Annotated in this window: 19 protein-coding genes; 6 read left to right on the top strand and 13 right to left on the bottom strand. The window is 52.1% G+C overall.

Annotated features, from left to right (window positions below):
- Nucleotides 1-3 precede the first annotated feature (3 nt).
- From mraY to mraZ, 7 genes are read right to left on the bottom strand one after another with little or no spacing between them, the layout of a single operon-like run.
- Nucleotides 4-1,110, bottom strand: a complete 1,107-nt coding sequence (mraY, locus tag CFERDRAFT_RS09725) for a phospho-N-acetylmuramoyl-pentapeptide-transferase (protein ID WP_006367071.1) — start codon at nt 1,108-1,110, stop codon at nt 4-6.
- Between the two features lie 7 nt (nt 1,111-1,117).
- Complete coding sequence (locus CFERDRAFT_RS09720) at nt 1,118-2,533, bottom strand: UDP-N-acetylmuramoyl-tripeptide--D-alanyl-D-alanine ligase (protein WP_006367070.1); 1,416 nt, start codon at nt 2,531-2,533, stop codon at nt 1,118-1,120.
- Nucleotides 2,530-4,095, bottom strand: a complete 1,566-nt coding sequence (locus tag CFERDRAFT_RS09715) for a UDP-N-acetylmuramoyl-L-alanyl-D-glutamate--2,6-diaminopimelate ligase (protein WP_006367069.1) — start codon at nt 4,093-4,095, stop codon at nt 2,530-2,532. The genes CFERDRAFT_RS09720 and CFERDRAFT_RS09715 overlap by 4 nt, the downstream gene beginning before the upstream one ends.
- Entirely contained in the window at nt 4,092-6,113 is a 2,022-nt protein-coding gene (locus CFERDRAFT_RS09710; protein WP_006367068.1) for a penicillin-binding protein, read from the bottom strand. The genes CFERDRAFT_RS09715 and CFERDRAFT_RS09710 overlap by 4 nt, the downstream gene beginning before the upstream one ends.
- Before the next feature lie 31 nt (nt 6,114-6,144).
- The gene (locus CFERDRAFT_RS09705) at nt 6,145-6,633 is read right to left on the bottom strand and encodes a hypothetical protein (protein ID WP_006367067.1); all 489 of its coding nucleotides are present in this window, start codon (nt 6,631-6,633) and stop codon (nt 6,145-6,147) included.
- Nucleotides 6,623-7,612, bottom strand: a complete 990-nt coding sequence (gene rsmH / locus CFERDRAFT_RS09700) for a 16S rRNA (cytosine(1402)-N(4))-methyltransferase RsmH (protein ID WP_006367066.1) — start codon at nt 7,610-7,612, stop codon at nt 6,623-6,625. The genes CFERDRAFT_RS09705 and rsmH overlap by 11 nt, the downstream gene beginning before the upstream one ends.
- Nucleotides 7,613-7,617: 5 nt before the next feature.
- Nucleotides 7,618-8,088, bottom strand: a complete 471-nt coding sequence (gene mraZ, locus CFERDRAFT_RS09695; protein WP_040433675.1) for a division/cell wall cluster transcriptional repressor MraZ — start codon at nt 8,086-8,088, stop codon at nt 7,618-7,620.
- A 231-nt stretch (nt 8,089-8,319) separates the two neighbouring features.
- Here mraZ and CFERDRAFT_RS09690 point away from each other — a divergent pair, with 231 nt between their 5' ends.
- From CFERDRAFT_RS09690 to CFERDRAFT_RS09665, 6 genes are all read left to right on the top strand, one after another.
- Complete coding sequence (locus CFERDRAFT_RS09690) at nt 8,320-8,850, top strand: YacP-like NYN domain-containing protein (RefSeq protein ID WP_006367064.1); 531 nt, start codon at nt 8,320-8,322, stop codon at nt 8,848-8,850.
- Nucleotides 8,851-8,940: 90 nt separating this feature from the next.
- Entirely contained in the window at nt 8,941-9,267 is a 327-nt protein-coding gene (locus CFERDRAFT_RS09685; RefSeq protein ID WP_006367063.1) for a chorismate mutase, read from the top strand.
- A 17-nt stretch (nt 9,268-9,284) separates the two neighbouring features.
- Nucleotides 9,285-10,298 carry an endolytic transglycosylase MltG gene (gene mltG / locus CFERDRAFT_RS09680; protein WP_006367062.1) on the top strand — a complete coding sequence of 338 codons (1,014 nt, stop codon included), beginning with the start codon at nt 9,285-9,287 and terminating at the stop codon, nt 10,296-10,298.
- A gap of 107 nt (nt 10,299-10,405) precedes the next feature.
- On the top strand, nt 10,406-11,599 hold the full coding sequence (locus tag CFERDRAFT_RS09675) for a phosphoglycerate kinase (RefSeq protein ID WP_006367061.1): 1,194 nt from the start codon (nt 10,406-10,408) through the stop codon (nt 11,597-11,599).
- Nucleotides 11,600-11,695: 96 nt separating this feature from the next.
- Nucleotides 11,696-12,511 (top strand): rhomboid family intramembrane serine protease, encoded by an 816-nt coding sequence (locus CFERDRAFT_RS09670; RefSeq protein ID WP_006367060.1) that lies wholly within the window; start codon nt 11,696-11,698, stop codon nt 12,509-12,511.
- 8 nt (nt 12,512-12,519) lie between these two features.
- The gene (locus tag CFERDRAFT_RS09665; RefSeq protein ID WP_006367059.1) at nt 12,520-12,945 is read left to right on the top strand and encodes a YkvA family protein; all 426 of its coding nucleotides are present in this window, start codon (nt 12,520-12,522) and stop codon (nt 12,943-12,945) included.
- A 209-nt stretch (nt 12,946-13,154) separates the two neighbouring features.
- On the opposite strand, the gene rlmD is transcribed toward CFERDRAFT_RS09665, so the two are convergent.
- The 6 genes from rlmD to CFERDRAFT_RS09635 form a co-directional block, all read right to left on the bottom strand.
- Nucleotides 13,155-14,597: a 23S rRNA (uracil(1939)-C(5))-methyltransferase RlmD gene (gene rlmD, locus CFERDRAFT_RS09660; RefSeq protein WP_006367058.1), complete on the bottom strand. Its 1,443-nt coding sequence runs from the start codon at nt 14,595-14,597 to the stop codon at nt 13,155-13,157.
- A 144-nt stretch (nt 14,598-14,741) separates the two neighbouring features.
- Complete coding sequence (locus tag CFERDRAFT_RS09655) at nt 14,742-15,662, bottom strand: ROK family protein (RefSeq protein WP_156778060.1); 921 nt, start codon at nt 15,660-15,662, stop codon at nt 14,742-14,744.
- Nucleotides 15,655-16,257, bottom strand: a complete 603-nt coding sequence (locus tag CFERDRAFT_RS09650) for a phosphatase PAP2 family protein (protein WP_006367056.1) — start codon at nt 16,255-16,257, stop codon at nt 15,655-15,657. The genes CFERDRAFT_RS09655 and CFERDRAFT_RS09650 overlap by 8 nt, the downstream gene beginning before the upstream one ends.
- An 11-nt stretch (nt 16,258-16,268) precedes the next feature.
- Complete coding sequence (gene yidC / locus CFERDRAFT_RS09645; protein ID WP_006367055.1) at nt 16,269-18,020, bottom strand: membrane protein insertase YidC; 1,752 nt, start codon at nt 18,018-18,020, stop codon at nt 16,269-16,271.
- Nucleotides 18,013-18,288 carry a membrane protein insertion efficiency factor YidD gene (yidD, locus tag CFERDRAFT_RS09640; protein ID WP_040433669.1) on the bottom strand — a complete coding sequence of 92 codons (276 nt, stop codon included), beginning with the start codon at nt 18,286-18,288 and terminating at the stop codon, nt 18,013-18,015. Before yidD ends, yidC begins: the two co-directional genes overlap by 8 nt.
- 78 nt (nt 18,289-18,366) lie before the next feature.
- A partial coding sequence (locus CFERDRAFT_RS09635) for a ribonuclease P protein component (RefSeq protein WP_040433667.1) occupies nt 18,367-18,702 on the bottom strand: 336 nt, incomplete at its 5' end.

Raw genomic sequence — 18,702 nt, 5'->3', positions numbered from 1 at the left:
CCCCTATCTGAGTTTTAAGGTCATGAGACTGGCAAGAAAAAAGAGAATCGTCACAATCCAGAACCTGATCACAATCTTCTGTTCCGCCCACCCTTTCAACTGAAAATGGTGATGCAGCGGCGCCATAAGAAAAATACGGCGCCCCTGGCCAAAGCGCATTTTTGTATACTTGAAATAGAGCACCTGAAGGGAGACCGAAAGGGTTTCAAGAAAAAATATCCCCGCCATTACCGGCAGGAGCAGCTCCTGTTTGATAAGCAGCGCGATAACCCCGATAGCGCTGCCGAGGGCCAAAGAACCGGTATCACCCATGAAAATTTCGGCAGGATTGGAGTTGAACCACAGAAAGCCGACGCAGGACATGACAATAGCCATGCAGACCACGGCGATCTCGCCCCCTCCGGCAATAAAGGGAATATTGAGATAGCTGGCATAGACGGCGTTACCTGCAAGATAGGAGAAGCCGCCAAGACCCATGACGACAATGGCAGAACTGCCGGATGAGAGCCCGTCAAGCCCGTCGGTCAGATTGACGGCATTGGAGACTGCGGTAATGATAAAAATAACGATAGGGATATAAAAAATCCCGTAATCGATGGTCAGGTTCTTGAAAAACGGTACGGTAGTCGTTGAAAGGAGCACTGAAAAGGCGGGATCGAACCAGGTATAGAGCCCTATCACCAGTCCGAGAGTGACCTGACCTATCAGCTTGTAACGGGCCGAAAGGCCCCCCTTGATCTTCAGCACCACCTTCCGGTAGTCATCAATAAACCCGATGACGCCCATCCAGAACACGGCAAGCATGATCAGCCAGACATGCGGATCATTGAATTTAGCCCAGAGCACTACCGAAACCTCTATGGAAAAAATAATAAGGATTCCGCCCATTGTCGGGATCTCTTTTTTCTTCCGGTGCTCGGGAGGCGCCTCCTCCTTGATCGGCTCAACAATGCGGGATTTCAGGTACATGATGAAATGGGGCCCCACAAAGAGCGTAATCAGGAGCGCAGTAATGGCTGCGGCACTTGCCCTGAAGGTGAGATACTCAATAACCCGAAGTACCGGAGGGTGATAAAGATCATTGATGTACTTCAGCAGATAATAAAGCATGGGAATCTTACCTGGTTTTGGTTCTTGTGTTAATGAGCGACTCGACCACACGTTCGAGCTTCATCCCCCTTGACCCCTTGAAAAGAATCGCGTCCCCGTCATGCACCCCTTCAAGCAGTGCCTCAAGCAGCTCTTCATGAGTTGAAAAGTGACCCTGACAGCTTCCCGGTGACTCCCGGCAGATCAGCCTCGCTTTCTCTCCATAAACATAGAGCAGGTCAACGCGGCTCCCGTGAATATAGCGGCCAATCGATTCATGTTCAACATCTCCGGCGGCACCGAGTTCAAGCATATCTCCAAGCACCGCTATGCGTTTGCCTTCACAGGGCAGATCACACAGGGCATCAATGGCCAGACGCATGGAGTCGGAGTTGGCGTTATAGGTATCATTGAGAATACGGAGGCCGCCGGAATCCATCACTTCGAGCCGTTTCCAGCCGGGAGCCGGAACCAGCGATTCAAGCCCCTCCCTGATACGGGAGAGAGGCAGCCCGAAATGGAGGCCGACAGCTGCCGCAGCAACCGCATTGATCACATTATGTTTTCCGGTAAAGTTCAGGGTAACCGGTTCAGTTCGGTCGGCTGAACACAACACGAACGAGATGCGGCCATCCCGGCAAACGCTGATATCCCTCGCCCGGCAGATCCGGCCCGGAAGGTCAGCTGTTCCGTAGATGACCGGCCCCTCAAGCGCCTCTCCGGCAGCCCTGAGCCTTGAATCATCACCGTTTACAAAAGCGGTTCCGCCACTCTCCTGCAGATAGGTGAAAAGCTGTGTTTCAGCAGCCGCAACACCATCGAGATCAATCAGAAACTCCAGGTGCTCATGGCCGATATTGGTCAACAGGCCGTGGGTCGGCCTGGCAATGGCCGTCAGCTCCTCCATCTCTCCGGGATGGTTTATTCCAACTTCAACAACCGCAATACCGGTATCGGGCCGTAACTGAAGCAGGGTGAGCGGTACACCAAGATGATTGTTCCTGTTCCCCTGGCTCATCTGCACTGTGAATCCGGTTGCAAGTACCGAAGCGACCATCTCCTTGGTCGTAGTCTTTCCATTGCTGCCTCCAATAGCCACAACGGGAATGGAAAAGGTTTTACGGTAGCATGATGCAAGCTGCTGCAGACCCGAAACGGGATCATCGGTCACAATAAACCCTTTGCCTTCGGGAGGCTGTGGTGAACCCTCTTTTTCATACCACTCACGGCTGACCATCACCCAGCTTGCCCCCTGCTGAAAAACATTGCTTACATAACAGTGGCCATCGGTTCTCTCACCCTTCAGGGCAACAAACAGCTCGCCCCCTTTCACCTCCCGTGAATCAATAACCACTACAGGCGCAGTAATCGTCAGGAGCGGAGAACCATGGGTAACAACATCGCCAATCCCCCTGAAATCTTCCACACTCAAAACACCTTTCATCGTTCGCACTCCTTCTCCGGTTCTCCTTCGCAGCTCTTCTGCATAGAGGTTAATAATTGTTCACGGTCTGAAAAGAACGCTTTTCTGCCGGAAATTTCCTGATACTTTTCGTGTCCCTTTCCGGCCACAAGAAGGACATCTCCCTTCCCGATCATCGACACGGCAACGCTTATGGCCTCAGCCCTGTCGATGATTCTCCGGTATCGGCCATCGCGGTTCATTCCCTGCTCTATTTCATCCAGAATAGCTTCCGGATCCTCGTCCCGGGGATTATCAGAGGTAATGATCACTTCATCAGCAAGCTCCGAGGCAATACGGCCCATTTCCGGACGTTTCGACCGGTCCCTGTTTCCTCCGCAACCAAAAACAACGATCAGACGGGAGTGCTCATCCTTCAGATCCCGAAGGGTTGAGAGCACCTTGAAGAGCGCATCCGGAGTGTGCGCATAATCAACAAAAGCCATCCCTCCCGAACAACTCTCGCCAACCCGTTCCATCCGGCCCTCAACAGCCGAGACCAGAGAGAGCGCACGGCATATCTCATCGGGATCAAGACCCAGACCAAATCCAACCGATGCGGCTTCCAGCATGTTCATGACATTAAAGCTGCCCGGAAGCCTTACCTCTATGGAGACAACGGTTTCAGGAAAATGCAGTGCGACACGGCTTGAAGCAATCGAAGCACCGGTAATCTCGGCAAAAAAGGAGTTCCCGCATGCGAGCGAGGTGTCCTGCCGCGCCGAAAGGGAGCAGCAATATATTTTTTCAGGCAGCACCCTCGCCGCCATAAACGGGGCGGCAGGGTCATCACGGTTGAGCACCGCAAAACCATCAGGAGTGAGCTGATCAAAAAGCAGCTGTTTTGCCGAAGCATAGGCCTCCATGGTTTCATGAAAATCAAGGTGCTCCGGTGTCAGATTGGTAAACACCGCCGCACGAAACCGGATGCCGTGTACCCGCTTCAGCATGAGCGCATGCGAAGAGACCTCCATCACCACAGCCCTGCATCCGCCATCCACCATCCGGCGAAAAAGCGCATGGAGACCATGCGCCTCCGGAGTGGTGCGGTCAAGCGGAATCTCCCGCTCTGCAAACGTGCAGAGATTGGTCCCGATATAACCGCAGGAGATCCCCCGGGCATTGAGCATGGAGGTTATCAGCTTTGAGGTCGTGGTTTTGCCGTTCGTTCCGGTAACCCCGATAATCATCAACTGATCAGAGGCGTTTCCATAATAAAGCCTTGCCGCTTCTGCCAGAGCAATACGCGCGTCCGTCACTTTTATGAACAGCACACCATCCTCTATGCCGGAAGGAATCTCTTCACAGATTACGCTCCCTGCCCCTCGCTCCACAGCACTCCGGATAAAGCGGTGCCCATCGGTACAATACCCTCTTACGGCAACAAACAGTGCTCCGGGAATCACTTCACGGGAATCACTGGTTACACAGGTGACCTCTCCCGCAAGCTCCCGATTTCCTCTCAGCTCCAGCGCGGAGATCCCCCCGAGCAGCTTTTCAAGCGGCACGTGCCGAATCCCTGCGCGTTGTTCAGAGCCATTCATAAGCTCTTCCGGTTACTGTTTCCCTCTGAAAGCTTCACCCGGATAACCCTGGAGAGTTCAACCATTTTGCCGGGCAGAACACTCTGAGCAGCAACAACTCCATCCAGATCTCCTGAGTACTCCATTTCAAGCTTGAGCCATTGCAGCATCCGCCGGGCATCTCTTCCCCTGAGTCCGACCAGCTCAGGAACAGCGACAGCTTTAGCCGTTTCAAGCATGGTCTGTTGCGGTGAACGGAATGCAAGGTTTTTCTGCATCTCTTCCGAACAGGCGATCATTCTTGAGGCTATGCCGGAAAAAACCGGTGCCGCAACCGTGGCTGCGTAGTAGGCTGTTCTGGGATTTTCAACAACCACAATAATGGCATAAAGAGGGGTCTCAACAGGGAAATATCCGACAAAAGATGAGACATAGACCGGGTTGGCATAGGAACCCCCGGCCGCGCGCCGTGCTGTTCCTGTCTTTCCTGCTACGCTGATGCCCGGCACCGAAGCACTCTTTGCCGTACCGCTGTCAACAACCGCCTTGAAATACTCCCGTCCGATATATCTGGCGGCTTCAGGGGAAATAACCTGCCTCACTTTTTCAGGCACACTCTCCCTGACCACGTTTCCCTCTGCATCAGTCACCTTCTTGATAATAAAGGGCTTCATCAGCGTACCATTGTTGGCAACCGCCGCATAAGCCTGAAGGATCTGCAGCGGTGTCGCCATAACCTGATAGCCGTATCCCATCCAGGGGAGTGTGGTTCTGTCCCACCGGGAAAGCGTACGAACCCTTCCGGGCGACTCTCCAGTCAGCCCGACTCCGGTTTTAACACCAAAACCGAAATTTCTTGCATAGGCATTGAACTTTGCACTTCCGACCGCCATGGCCGTCTTTGCCGCCACAATATTGCTTGAATACATTATTGCCTGGCGGAAGGTGATATTGCCGTATGGTTCGTGATCACGGATGTTGAGATTATAGATCGGCATGTTGCCGTTATTGGCAAAGACAATATCAGTCGCTTTTCTTTTCAGTACCTCTGTTGCGGCAGCCGCCATAACCAGCTTGAAGGTTGAGCCCGGCTCATAGCTGTCGGTTACCGCCCGGTTTCGGGATCGCTCCGGAGTCCATGTCCCTCTCTGGTTCAGATCAAAAACCGGATTGTTTGCCATGGCAATGATCTCTCCTGTACGGACATCCATAACAATACTTGCCGCTGCATCGGCATTAAACCGCTCAACCGCTTTGGTCAGCTCATCTTCTACAATGCTCTGTATATCGGCATCGAGAGTCAGCTGAACCGTGTTGCCTTTAACCGGATCCAGCTGCTTTGCGTCAGGCGCCGGATAACGGACGCCTGTTGCGGATCGCTGGAATATTCGTGTCCCGTCACGACCCTTCAATGCCTTGTTGAGCTGCAACTCAAGACCGCTGCTCCCCTCGTTTTTACTGTCGGTAAAACCGATCACCTGAGCTGCAACATTCAGGTAGTAGCGCTGCTGATCCTTGTCAGACCAGACTCCCGGATACTTCTCCTGCATGAGCGGGAGTGCTTTTGCAACGGGAATTTTGCGACCCAGTACCACGACACCCTTCGGCTTTCTCAATGCGGCAAGGATTTCGAGGCGGTTAATACCGAGTTGCCGGGAAAAAATCGTAGCGATTTTTGCCGAGTTGTCAAAGGTTTTCTGTTTTCCGCTTTTCCGGTCAACAACCGCCTTTCCTTTCTGATCAAAAAGCGGCGACTTCCTGATAATTGCCGGATTGGCATAAAAAGAGACCGACTCGATGCTCTCGGCAAGCATTCGTGAACGCCGGTCAAGAATAACACCGCGCTGCGCTTTCTCGGTCACCACCCGCTCATACTGACGGGCCGCTTTCTGACGATATTTGCCGACATTGATAACCTGTATACTGAGCAGCATGCCGATAATTGCGGCAATAAATGCAGAATAAACGAGAACCACCACCCCGAGACGCCACCCGAACTCATGATCATCCGGCCGCCGGGTATTCTGCTCTTCACTCATAAGCACTCCTGTTGAGATCGTGGCAGATCATTTATTGCCCAAGTTTGACAGAAGGTTCACCGGATGCCATAAGACCAAGAGTTTCGGCCGTTTGCACGATATTATGGATACTATGCAACTCATGTACTTTCAGTTCCTGCGAGGTTATCACACTGGATGTCATCTGAATCTGCTCCCTGAGGCGCTCATTCTCTCTGGCAAGATTGATTATCGAAAGGGTATTGTTGGTCTGAAACAGAAAAACAACGGTACCGCCAAGAAGGTATAAAAAAGAGCGTAACCGCAAGAGTGAAGCTATATCAAAGTCAAATGGATCTCCGCCGGACTCACTGGCGCCATTGCTGTTTGACGCACTGCCGGAGAGCTCGGAACGCATTGCTTCAGGACGGGGGGTTCCGGGTGAAAAGGGCTCACCGCCACGGACAGGTGCAAACTGACTGTCAGAAGCCGTTCCGTTCCGCCCCCTGAACGCGCCCTGCACCTTCTTCAGGGCCGAGATAATAACACTGTCAGCTCGCACAGGAACCTCCCTCCGGATTTTTTTCAATGACTCTCAATTTCGCACTTCGCGCTCTTGAATTTGAAGCCGTCTCCCCGGATGAAGCGATCAGCGGTTTCCGGGTAACAAGCCTGATGGCGCCTCGCTTGAGAGGCTCCCGCAAACCTACTCCTTTAGGGCCCCAGTCTTCTCGGGCACTATCGGCAAAAACTGTTTTCACGATCCGGTCTTCGAGTGAATGATAGCTGATAACCGCCATCCGCCCATGATCTTCAAGCGATTCGATACCGTCACAAAGTGCTTCGCGAAGGACATCAAGTTCACGATTCACCTCTATGCGGAGAGCCTGAAACACTCTTGAAAGGGTTTTAATGACATTATCACCGCCATAAGCGATAGCGCGGATAATACCGGCAAGCTCCTCTGTCGTGCTGATCGGGCCATGCTTCTGGCGGTAGCCGACAATCGCCCGCGAAATCGCCCGGCTTCTCGGCTCCTCTCCATACCGGTAAAAAATTTGGGCCAGCTCCCGCTCATCACAGGTATTGACAATATCTGCTGCGCTGCGCTGCCCGCTGCTGTCCATGCGCATATCAAGCGGTCCATTACGCAGATAGCTGAACCCCCGCTCCGCACTGTCAATCTGAAAGGATGATACGCCAAGATCCAGAAGAATTCCGGAAACTTTCCGTGGGCGCTCTCTTTCGCTGCAAACCCTCTGTATCACTCCTGAAATCTCCTCAAAATTCCCTTTGACGAGCACCGAATTCGTCCGGAACTCCCTGAGGGTCTCTTCTGCCTTCCGGAGAGCGGCATCATCCTGATCAATGCCTATCAGGAGTGAGCTTTCGAGATATCCCGCTTTTTCGAGCGCCCGGAGAATTGCCAGCGAATGGCCGCCGCCGCCGAGAGTACCGTCAACATAGACTCCCGGTTTTTGTACCAGAAATGCAACGATCTCATCGGCAAGGACCGGCACGTGAAAAGTATCCTGTGCCATGTCCGTTAAAAATATCTTCCGGCAAGTGAAGCCATCCGGCCTGAACTCTCCTGCAGCACGGTCGAGAGCTGCTTTGGGTCCCAGACGGTCATTTTTGTATCGGCCCCGATAATCACAACATCCCCCGAAATCCCGGCATGATCAAGAAACTCCCGTGAGAGAGCAATCCGGCCCTGACGGTCAAGGGTAACAATTTCAAGACTTTCATACATCAATGTCTTCAGGAGGCGCTCTTCGGGATTAAAATCAGAAAGAGCCGAGATGGTTTTGCGAATACCGCTCCAGACAAACGGCTCATAAAGCTCAATGGAGCGATCCGGGGCTTTCATAATATAGAGCTCCTCGACCGGACCGGCGACACATTCAGCGGAACCATCTTCGACCGGGCGACCAAACTTGCGGCGAAACCTGACAGGAATCATCAGCCGTCCTTTTTCATCGACAGCATGTATCTCTTTTCCTATAAAGCCGGCCATTTTGGCAACCCGATTAGCTTCCGTTATGCAGATATGAATCATGAGTGGAACCCTCTCCGCTCATGCAGGAGAGGCAAAAAACAGAAAAAAACAGTGAAAAAATAACCAGCAACCCCCATTTTTTACCACTTTCCTCCACATTACAAAATGTATAAAAAAGGATGCACTAAAAAAATATTCCTCTATTTTATACTGTAGTTCTTATGCATATTTCCAAAGGCAGAGAGCCCGATGAAAACCGCCTCAAGAGAGTTCGTGGTGGATGGCTACAACCTGATCCACAAGCTGATTCCATCACCATCTGCATCCCCGCTTGAGCAGTTGCGGCTGGAAATGGAAAAAAAGCTCCTCTCATTTCAGAGAAAAAACAGATGTGCCGTCACCATTGTCTATGATGGAAAAGGAAGCGCCCGGGAACACTCGAGCATCATTCCTCTGCATATTGTTTTCACTCCGGCCACAAAAAGCGCCGATCAATGGATCATTGATTACGTAAAATCATTGAACACAAACGTAAAAAAGGTTACTATTGTAAGTTCGGACGATGAAATACGCCGCTACAGCGAAGCGTTCGGTGCGCGGTGTATAAAATCCGAAGCATTCGCGCTAAAACTCGGCGAAAACGGAACTTCCGCTCCGCTTTCGGAAGGGAAGCGTCGATCCGGTTTCGGTAAAACCATCGACAAAGCCGTAAGGGGAGAGCCGCTGAGCGATAAGGAAGTAGCACAGTGGGCGGAGTTGTTCACCCGGGGGAAAATGTAGGCACAATCCGGCAGCGCTTATCGTCTATGCAGGGTGCCCGGAGCAGGACCGGGAAGCAGCAGGAACATTTATTAACCATTTCTTATCATAATGTCGCAGAGTACCGTCAACAATACAGCGCACAGGCAGGAACTTGACGAATGGCGAAAAAAAATCGACGTCATTGACCAGCAGTTATCGGCTCTTATCTGCCAGAGACTGCATTGCGCACAGAATATCAGCTCACTGAAATCAAGAATCGGAGAGCAGGTGCTCCAGCCTGAAAGGGAAAAAGAGGTGCTGAACAATGTGCTGAACCATGCCGATTCACCCCGAAAATCTCTTGCGCTGGAAAAAATTTACCGCTGCATTCTTGAAGAGAGTCGCCTGGTACAACATGATTGGAAAAGCAGTCAGCCGGATATCCCTGCCAGCTAACCGAATATCCCCTCCGAATGGCACTGCGTAAAGTTTCGTTACCAAAACCCTTATTAGCTGCCTCAGCCCTTCTGCTGACTGCACTGGGGTTCTTTTTATTTTGGCCCGGCCTCAACACCGCCACAACAACCACACCCCTCGTCGTTCACCGGAAAACCGGATTTCAGGCCATTGTGGGTGAACTATCCCGTAACGGCACGATACAAAGCAAATGGCCGGTACTCATCACCGGAAGCATTATTCCCCGCCTGCACAGCATCAAGCCGGGGAGATATTTCATCCCTCCCGGAATGTCCAACTTCATGCTGCTCTACTACCTTCACTCGCACAAGCAGGACGAAGTTCGCATCACACTCCCCGAAGGGATCAATCTCGAAAAAGTTGCCAGAATCCTTTCGGGAAAACTCGACTTTGATTCAACCGCATTCATGGCTGCGGCATCAAGTGAGCGCCTCCTTCGGCGATACAACATCAAGGCAAAAAATGCAGAGGGGTACCTGTTGCCCGGAACCTATGACTTTGCATGGGGCGGCTCACCTGACGCGGCTGCCGGATTTCTTGTAAAAAGATTCAGGAAATTCTATACCGACAGCCTCAAAACCGTGACCGCAAGACGGGGGATGAACGAAACCGGACTTCTGACACTCGCATCAATTGTCGAAGCCGAAACTCCTCTGGACACGGAAAAACCCGTTGTAGCAAGCGTCTATCTCAACCGGCTGAAAAAAAATATGCGCCTTCAGGCTGATCCGACGGTACAGTACGCACTCGGAGGAACGGCACGCCGGCTCTTCTATCGTGATCTCGTGGCTGACTCTCCCTACAATACCTACCGCCATAACGGGCTGCCTCCGGGTCCGATTTGCAATCCCGGAACTGCCTCCATTCTTGCGGTGCTTCAGCCTGCCGAAACCGGTTTTCTCTACTTTGTTGCCACAGGTACCGGAGGACATAACTTCGCCGTGTCACTCAAAGAGCATAACGAAAACATTAAAAAATACCGTCAGGCCCGCAGAAACACGACCCCCTGAGAGGAGAGCGACAGATTACCGTCTCCTATATCCTGTCAGGTGAATTGATTATATTGTAGATTAGTACTATTTACCAGCAATTGTTTTTTTAATCAATCATAACAGCAATGCAGAAAAAGACCTTGTCCAGCGTCTCCATCCAAGGCAAACGGATATTAATGCGCGTTGATTTCAATGTTCCTCTTGACGCCAGCAAAAACATTACCGACGATAAAAGAATCGTTGAATCACTCCCCTCCATTCGTAAAGTTCTCGACGATGGCGGGCGCCTGATTCTGATGTCACACCTTGGAAGACCAAAAGGCAAAGTCAACGCGGACTTCTCTCTTGCCCCGGTAGCAAAAAGACTTTCGGAGCTCATCGACACGCCTGTAACGATGGCAAAAGATTCCATCGGAACCGAGGTCATGCAGCAGGTACTTGCCATGCAGGACGGAGAGGTTATTCTGCTTGAAAACCTGAGATTTCATCCCGAGGAAGAGGCCAACGATCCTGACTTTGCCAAAGAGCTTGCCTCTCTGGGCGAGATCTACGTCAATGATGCTTTCGGAACCGCACACAGGGCGCACGCATCAACCGAGGGGATTACCCATTACGTCCAGAGTGCAGTTGCAGGCTTTCTTATAGAACGCGAGCTGCTCTATCTTGGAAAAGCCCTTCAGGATCCGGAACGCCCGTTTGTAGCCATTCTGGGCGGATCAAAAATTTCAGGAAAAATAGATGTCCTTGAGAACCTCTTTAAAAAAGTAGACACGGTGCTGATCGGCGGGGCCATGGTCTTTACCTTCTTCAAGGCCCAGGGCTACGAGGTAGGAAACTCACTCGTTGAGGAGAGCAAAATTGAGCTTGCCCTTGAGATCCTTGCCGAGGCAAAAAGAAAGGGGATAAAGCTGCTTCTGCCGGAAGATGTGATTGTGGCTCCCGCTATTTCAGCTGATGCAGAGTTCCGCACGGAACTGATATCCGCCATTCCGGAAGGCATGATCGGTGTGGACATAGGACCGAAAACGGCTGAGCTTTACAGCAGGGAGATTCTCTCGGCCCGCACGGTACTCTGGAACGGACCGATGGGTGTGTTTGAAATAGACAATTTCGCATCAGGCACCATGGCCGTTGCCAAAGCTCTGGCTGACGCCACCGCCAAGGGCGCTATAACCATTGTCGGCGGAGGAGACTCGGCTTCTGCTATCGCCAAAGCAGGACTTGCAAAGGAGATTACCCATATCTCTACAGGAGGCGGAGCAAGCCTTGAATTCCTTGAAGGCAAGGAGCTGCCCGGTATTGCCGCATTGAACGACTAACCGTTTCCGTACACCACTGCAATCCTTTACGGAAGCAACTTTCGACAGGCCTGTTCTCTCTCTGCATCATGAGAACAGGCAGAACCAGACATTGTGATGAACAATTCCAGTCAGCCATACAGCCCCGGAGGTTTTCAGTTTATACCTCCGGCAATAAAAGCCATTATTCTCATCAATATTGCGGTCTTCCTGCTGCAAATGACGCCGTACGGAGAGGTCATCAGCTCCATCGGGGCGCTCTGGCCGATAGGTTCAGGCAATTTCAGACTCTGGCAGCCGGTTACCTACATGTTCCTTCACGGCGGCGGCACCCATCTCTTTTTCAATATGTTTGCGCTCTGGATGTTCGGCGCCGAGATAGAGAACCACTGGGGTACACGACAGTTCAATATCTACTATTTTGTCTGCGGAATCGGAGCTGCGGCGCTCAACCTGCTGATGACCAGCGGTGATCCCTATCCTACAGTAGGGGCATCAGGGGCAATCTACGGCGTGCTGCTGGCATTCGGCATGATGTTTCCCGATCGCTACATCTTCCTCTATTTCCTCTTTCCGCTGAAGGCAAAATATTTCATTGCCGGTTATGCTCTTATCGAATTTTTCTCCGGACTCGGCAGCCGGGCCATGGGAAGCGGGAGCAACATCGCCCATTTCGCCCACCTCGGCGGCATGCTGATCGGTTTTATCTACATCACCATAAAAAGAAACGAGTGGTCGATCTCCAGGGTACTCCAAAAATTCCGCTCTTCGGGAAAAAAGAGATCCGGCCCTCAGCTCTACAAGAAACAGAAACCTGCAGAACCTGCGTCTGAAGCCGAAATTGACGCTATTCTTGACAAGATTTCGGCGCATGGATATACCTCACTGACCGAAAGCGAGCGCCAGACACTCCTCAAAGCGAGCCGAAAATAAGAAGAGCCATGAGTAAACGATTTGAGAAAACCCGGAGAAAGGCTGAGCAGGCAATCAAGGATCCCGTGAAGAGAAAAAAACTGCTCGAAACGGCAGTGAAGCTCTCGAAACCGGGCAAACACACCTCGCAGCTCTCGGAAATATCCGGAAAAATCCAGTCGCTGGCACGGATGCTCCGCTGCTACTTTACAAAAGAGTACACCGACGTGCCCTGGCAGACCATTGTGCTTGTTACCGCAGCACTGATCTATTTTGTCTCCCCGTTTGACGCCATAGCCGATTTCATTCCGCTCATCGGCTTTGCCGACGACATTGCCATCGTTTCAGCCGTTTTTGCCTCCATCATCCAGGATGTAGACCGCTTCTCCGCCTGGGAAGCCGCAAAAGCCGCCGAAGCGGAACCCGCCAGCTACACCCTGATCGAAAATCAATAACAAATAAGAGAAGAGCCCGCTATTAATCGTCGTGAACGGTTTGAGGATTTTTGAACCACGAAACTAACGAAATCACACGAAATGGCAGGAACAATCCCTTGTGGTTGCCCCGGCAAATTCCTCTTCGTCCTTGTAGTCCCTGCTGTCCTTGTAGTCCTTGATCTCTTTTCCGAGCACCGCCCAACGATGCCATCGAATCGCGGAACAGATTAATAGGGGCGCTCCAGCTCGAAACAGGCCACACTCTCTATATGCGCCGTATGCGGAAACATATCAACCGGCTGAACTGATTTGAGCGTGTAGCCCTGAAGTGCAATCTCCTTGCCGTCACGGGCAAGACTTGCCGGATTACAACTGACATAGACGATGCGCCTTGGCCGGAAACGGAGCATGGTTTCAAGCGCCTTAGGATGCATGCCCGCTCTCGGCGGATCGGTGATGATCACCCCCGGAGCCCCATGGCTTTCAAGTTTGTCGAGTATGGCGTGGAAATCCTTCAGATCAACCTGATAAAAGTCCGCATTCTCGACTCCGTTCAGAGCCGCATTGCTGCGGGCATCGTTGATTGAACTTTCAACCACCTCAAGACCGACCGCACTCCGGCAGTGTTTGGCCATGTAGAGCGTGATGGTTCCGGTACCGCAATAGAGGTCATAGACGGTGTCATCCTCGTTGAGTCCCGCAACATCAAGAATGGCGTTGTAGAGCACTTCGGCCTGCCGGGAGTTGGTCTGAAAAAATGAGTTGGCCGAAATTCTGAAATCAAGCTCTCCGAGGCGCTCGGTAATGATACCCGTGCCGCTGAGCAGAAACTCCTCTTCGCCGGTGGCGACACCGTTCTTTCTTGAGGTAACATTATTGACCACCGTCACCTTCTCGCCTGCAAGAGCCGACTGGAGGGCGGCATTGTACTGCTGCATCAGCTTTTCATCGTACCAGGAGGTGACGAGGTTGACCATCAGCTCGCGCTGATCTTCACTGAAGCGCACCACAAGATTGCGCAAAAATCCGGTATGTGCCCGGACGCCGTAGGGCTCAAGGTTGTTGGCAAGGGCAAATTCGCGGGTCAGTTTGAGCACCCGGTTCATCAGCTCCGTGGCAAGATAGCAGTAGTCGATATCGATCACCTTCTCGAAATTCCCTGGGGTATGAAATCCCAGCGCAAAATTTTTCGGGCGCTCCAGCTCCTCCTGCGAAAGCTCTTCCGGCAGGAGATAGCGCATGCTGGAGCAGGAGAACTCGATCTTGTTGCGATAGTGAACGGGAGAGGCCGCCGCCAGAACAGGCGAAACCGGCGGATTGGAAAAACTTCCGAGATGCTCAAGCGCGTCCTTCACCTTTTTCTCTTTGTAGGCAATCTGCGCCTCGTACCTGATGTGCATCAGCTTGCAGCCGCCGCAGACGCCGAAATAGCTGCACACCGGCTCCGTTCTGTCAGGCGAGGCTTCAAGCACCTCAACGGCTATCGCCTCAAGGTAGCGCTGCTTCACCTTTTTGATTCTGGCCGACACCCGGTCGCCGACCGCAAGCATACCGTTGACCATAACCGCCATGCCGCTGTCAAGCCGCCCGAAACACTGCTCTTTCTCCGCCAGATCGGTTACGACCAGCTCAATAATATCCCCTCTCCTGAAAACAATATCCTCTGCCATTTCACCCGTGTTATAACTTATAAAATCAATACGTTACAGCCATTCCGCAAGAAGCCATGATCGCCCAAGTCGGCACAGCAACCCGTTAACATACAAAACCCCCCGCATTCAGTACATAAAAAAAGCCGGTAATTTCCACACCCTTTAGTGCAAGGTAGTGCGGGCTAACAGCGCGGCGCCGAAGACTCCGGCGCTGTCACCGAGGAGGGGCTTGAGAATGGGGATTCGGAGTTCGCTGTTGAAGAGGTGGCGCTCAATTGCTGAACGGGCCTCCGGTGAGTACAACTGCTCAACCTGACCTACTCCGCCGCCGATTATGCAGAGATCGGGGTCGAGGATGTTGATCACCCGGGCGAGTGCCTTGCCGAAATAGAGGAGCAGGCGCTCGATGGTCTCTGCCGCCGCACTGTCCGAACCATAATCAGAAGCGATCTGAGACAGCGGCTTGAAACTGCCCGTAAGCGCTTTGTAGTAGCGCTCAAGCGCCGGGCCGGAAATAACCGTTTCCACGCAGCCCCTCCTGCCGCAGTAGCAGGCCTCTCCATCCGGCAGAAGCTCATTATGCCCCCACTCTCCGGCAATACCGTGGGCGCCGTGACGAACCCTTCCGTGGCACACTATCCCGCCGCCGACACCGGTACCGAGAATAATGCCGAAGGCCATCTTTGAGGGATCACGCATCACTTCGGCCCCGCAGCCAAGCATCGATTCGGCAAGGGCAAAACAGTTGGCATCATTTTCAATGAGCAGCTCCCGATGGAGAAGATGCTCAAGATCGCGCTTCAGATCGCGACCGTTCAGTGCAACCGTGTTTGAGTTTTTCATGCGCCCGGATACCGCGTCATACCGTCCGGGTGTGCCGATCCCTATCCGCTCCGGTATGGGAAACCCGCTCTCACGGGATACCCTGTCAAGAAGCGTGCTGATGCGCTCCAGGATGTGGCTGTAGCCGCCTTCAGCTTCTGTGGCAATTCGGCGACGACAGATGGGCTTCAGGGCGCCATCAATCACCACCGCCTCGATTTTGGTTCCGCCAAGATCGACTCCCCAATACACCTCACTCACCGGAAAGGGCATTTTGACGCATGAAGCGGGGCTGAACAATGTTCTTCACCATCCAGGAGAAGAGCAGATAGACAATGGCTGCACTGAAAAGTCCGATCATGATGCCGCCAAGCACATCTCCGGGATAGTGAACGCCGACGTAGATCCTCGAAAAGCCTATGGCAAGCGCGTAGGCGATCATGAGAACGGTAAAGAGTTTTTCGATCCTCTCACCACGGTGAAAGAAAATCCAGGTGATTGCGGCAACCGCTGCCGAGTTCGCCGCATGGGATGAAGCAAACGAGTAGCTCCTCGATTGATGGATGAGCAGGCGGACCTGATCAAGGGCAAAGCAGGGGCGGATGCGCTCGACAAGCGGTTTGAAGATACCGGAGGCAATGAAATCAGCCATGCCGACAGCAAGAAGGGCAAGCAGGATTACAAGAAAACCCTGCCTGCCCCTGCGGATGACCATAAAGAGCGCTGCCAGAATGCCGATATGACGGGAAAGGGAGCCGTTGGTGAGAAAAACCATCAGGTCGTCGACTGCCGGATGAACCAGACGAAGGTTCAGTAACCGGAAAAGCCACACATCGGCCTGCTCGATTGGCGCCATAACACCACTATTTACTTTTTCGACGCCCCTTTGCTCTTTTTACGGGATCCGCCTGAAGAGGGCACTGTGAGTGTCACATTCGGCATATCGGCGGCAGTGGTGGTCTTGTTGATATAGAACTGCTGCGCTACACTGAAAATGTTGAACATCAGATAGTAGAGACCGAGGCCTGCCGGCATGTTGTTGAAAAAGAGGAGCATCATGGCCGGGAACATGTACATCATCACCTTCATCTGATCATTGCTCTGCGTTGTCGGTGTGATTTTCTGCTGCATAAAAACCGTCACCGCCATGAGAATCGGGAAGACCGCAATGTGATTTCCGTACATGGGAATGCTGAATCCGAAGTCGAGTATGGAATCCGGAACGGAGAGATCCTTTGCCCAGAGGAAGCTGTGCTGACGAAGCTCTATCGAGGAGCGGAACACATAGAACATGGCAAAGAGCAGCGGCATCTGCAGCACCACCGGCAAACAGCCACCAATCGGGTTGACTCCTGCCTCCTTGTAGATCCGTCCAAGCTCGCTCTGCAGCTTTGCGGGGTTATCCTTATACTTCTCCTGCAGCTCCTTGAGCACCGGCTGAAGTGCCGACATCTTTTTCATGGACTTCGTCGAAGCCATTGAAAGGGGGTAGGTGACCAGCTTGATCAGGAAGGCAAAAATGATAATGATAAGACCGTAGTTGCTTACAAAGGTGTTCATCCAGCTGAAAACCGGCAGAATGATAAATTCGGCAAAAGGTCTCGTCAGCCAGTCCCAGCCGAAGTCCATGATTTTTTCAAGACCGGCATGCTGTGACTTGACAATATTGTAGTCAAGCGGCCCGAGATAGAGGCTGAACTTGTCATCCGATACCGTTCCGGTTGATGGAACGCCCATTTTCAGCGCTGCCGTATAGTTCTCAAACTCGTTACCGGCTGTTCTTTTACCGTCAAGATGGATGCCTTCCGTACGCCTGGAGGGAATAAGCGCTGCAACAAAATATTTGTTGCGGACTGCTACCCATTTGGCTTCTCCGGACTGCTCTTCACGGTAGGTCTCGTTCTCTTTGGCCGCATCAAGCTTTACAAGGCTTCCGCCAAGATAGGCGCCTGCAAGCACACTCTGCGACTCATCCTTGCGGTCTTTTTCCGAATAACCGAGTCCACCATCCCATTGGAGCTGATACTCATTACCGGCAAGCTCACTGGCAAATCCTGTAAGCTTGACATCATAGCCGACTTTATAGCTGTCGCCGGAAAAGAGATAGGTTATATCAATAGCCTGGGCGGGGGCAATGTCAAGGTGATAGCGAACCGCATAACTCTGTTTGCCGCTGATCGCACGAACAGAATCAAGCGTTACCGTGCTGAAATAGAGATCGCGGGTATCAATTTTTTTCCCTTCACGGGTCAGAAAGAGCAGTGAAAGGGCTCCGTTCCTGGTGTTGCTGACCAGATCGAACGGCTTGCGCTCTCCATTCAGATGCTTTTTGAGAACCAGTGACTTCAGTGTGGCGCCTTTGGAAGAGAGCGTTGCCCTGAAAAGATCATTATCAACCTTTACGAGTTGCTCACGACCTCCAGCCGCAGTGGCAAAAACACCGAACGTATCCGCGGAAGGAGCCGCTGCCACAGGAGATGATAGTGCCTGCGGACTGGCCTGCTCTGTTTTCACCGCTTCCGGTGACTTCAACAGTTTTTTCTCCGGCGACATGAACTGCAGCCAGACGAACATAATCAAGCCAATAAGCGCAAGGCCTGTCAATGATTTTCTATCCATTACCTCTCTCTTTAATTTTACCGTGAAGATCGTTGTTACGCAAGGGTACCGGGTCAAACCCGCCCTTTGCAAAGGGGTTGCATCGAAGAATACGCCACACTGTCAGCCAGACGGCGTAAAAAAAATTATGAGTGCGAAAAGCTTCAAGCGCGTAGGCGGAACAGGTAGGGTAGTATCTGCAGGAAGAGCCAAGCAGAGGCGAAAGAAAAACCTGGTAAAATTTTATCAGTAAAATCGGTACCTCATTGACATACTTCCAGATAGTCATGCGTCCATCCTTTATCCGGTATAAAATACTGTCAGTCATGAGTGCTGTATTAATAAAAGCCATCGTTGACTTTCTCGTTCAGGAAAGTCTCATACTCAGCATTAACCGTCTGATCTCCTCCCTGAATGTCTGCAAGTCGGGGAGTGTTTTTTTTCTTCCCGTAAAAAGAAAGACAATACAGAGTCTCTTTGCCTCAGCACCATCCTGCTCATCTCTACCGCTCCTTATTACCGATGACTTCTCAATCCGGTAGGCCTCTCTCATCATGCGCTTTATCCTGTTGCGCCGAACAGGAGATGGAACAGTTTTTTTACTTACCGGAAACAGAATGGCCGGAACGCCTGGAAAAGAGCGGTTCTCCTGGCGGAGATCAGCATAGACCATTTTCAAAAAATCACCTCTCAAACCGATCCC

Source organism: Chlorobium ferrooxidans DSM 13031 (assembly GCF_000168715.1).
Taxonomy (GTDB): domain Bacteria; phylum Bacteroidota; class Chlorobiia; order Chlorobiales; family Chlorobiaceae; genus Chlorobium; species Chlorobium ferrooxidans.
Note: the sequence above shows the minus strand (reverse complement) of the source record. Positions and strands in the feature narration are given on the sequence as shown.

Bases quoted from the DNA above. Each gene is read 5' to 3' on its own strand.
- CFERDRAFT_RS09685 (WP_006367063.1), top strand. From the start codon at position 8,941: ATGTCGCAGAGTACCGTCAACAATACAGCGCACAGGCAGGAACTTGAC.
- rlmD (WP_006367058.1), bottom strand. From the start codon at position 14,597: ATGGCAGAGGATATTGTTTTCAGGAGAGGGGATATTATTGAGCTGGTC.
- yidC (WP_006367055.1), bottom strand. From the start codon at position 18,020: ATGGATAGAAAATCATTGACAGGCCTTGCGCTTATTGGCTTGATTATG.
- CFERDRAFT_RS09665 (WP_006367059.1), top strand. From the start codon at position 12,520: ATGAGTAAACGATTTGAGAAAACCCGGAGAAAGGCTGAGCAGGCAATC.
- CFERDRAFT_RS09650 (WP_006367056.1), bottom strand. From the start codon at position 16,257: ATGGCGCCAATCGAGCAGGCCGATGTGTGGCTTTTCCGGTTACTGAAC.
- CFERDRAFT_RS09675 (WP_006367061.1), top strand. From the start codon at position 10,406: ATGCAGAAAAAGACCTTGTCCAGCGTCTCCATCCAAGGCAAACGGATA.
- CFERDRAFT_RS09710 (WP_006367068.1), bottom strand. From the start codon at position 6,113: ATGAGTGAAGAGCAGAATACCCGGCGGCCGGATGATCATGAGTTCGGG.
- CFERDRAFT_RS09720 (WP_006367070.1), bottom strand. From the start codon at position 2,533: ATGAAAGGTGTTTTGAGTGTGGAAGATTTCAGGGGGATTGGCGATGTT.
- CFERDRAFT_RS09715 (WP_006367069.1), bottom strand. From the start codon at position 4,095: ATGAATGGCTCTGAACAACGCGCAGGGATTCGGCACGTGCCGCTTGAA.
- mraY (WP_006367071.1), bottom strand. From the start codon at position 1,110: ATGCTTTATTATCTGCTGAAGTACATCAATGATCTTTATCACCCTCCG.
- CFERDRAFT_RS09690 (WP_006367064.1), top strand. From the start codon at position 8,320: ATGAAAACCGCCTCAAGAGAGTTCGTGGTGGATGGCTACAACCTGATC.
- rsmH (WP_006367066.1), bottom strand. From the start codon at position 7,612: ATGGCACAGGATACTTTTCACGTGCCGGTCCTTGCCGATGAGATCGTT.
- mraZ (WP_040433675.1), bottom strand. From the start codon at position 8,088: ATGGCCGGCTTTATAGGAAAAGAGATACATGCTGTCGATGAAAAAGGA.
- CFERDRAFT_RS09670 (WP_006367060.1), top strand. From the start codon at position 11,696: ATGAACAATTCCAGTCAGCCATACAGCCCCGGAGGTTTTCAGTTTATA.
- yidD (WP_040433669.1), bottom strand. From the start codon at position 18,288: ATGACTATCTGGAAGTATGTCAATGAGGTACCGATTTTACTGATAAAA.
- mltG (WP_006367062.1), top strand. From the start codon at position 9,285: ATGGCACTGCGTAAAGTTTCGTTACCAAAACCCTTATTAGCTGCCTCA.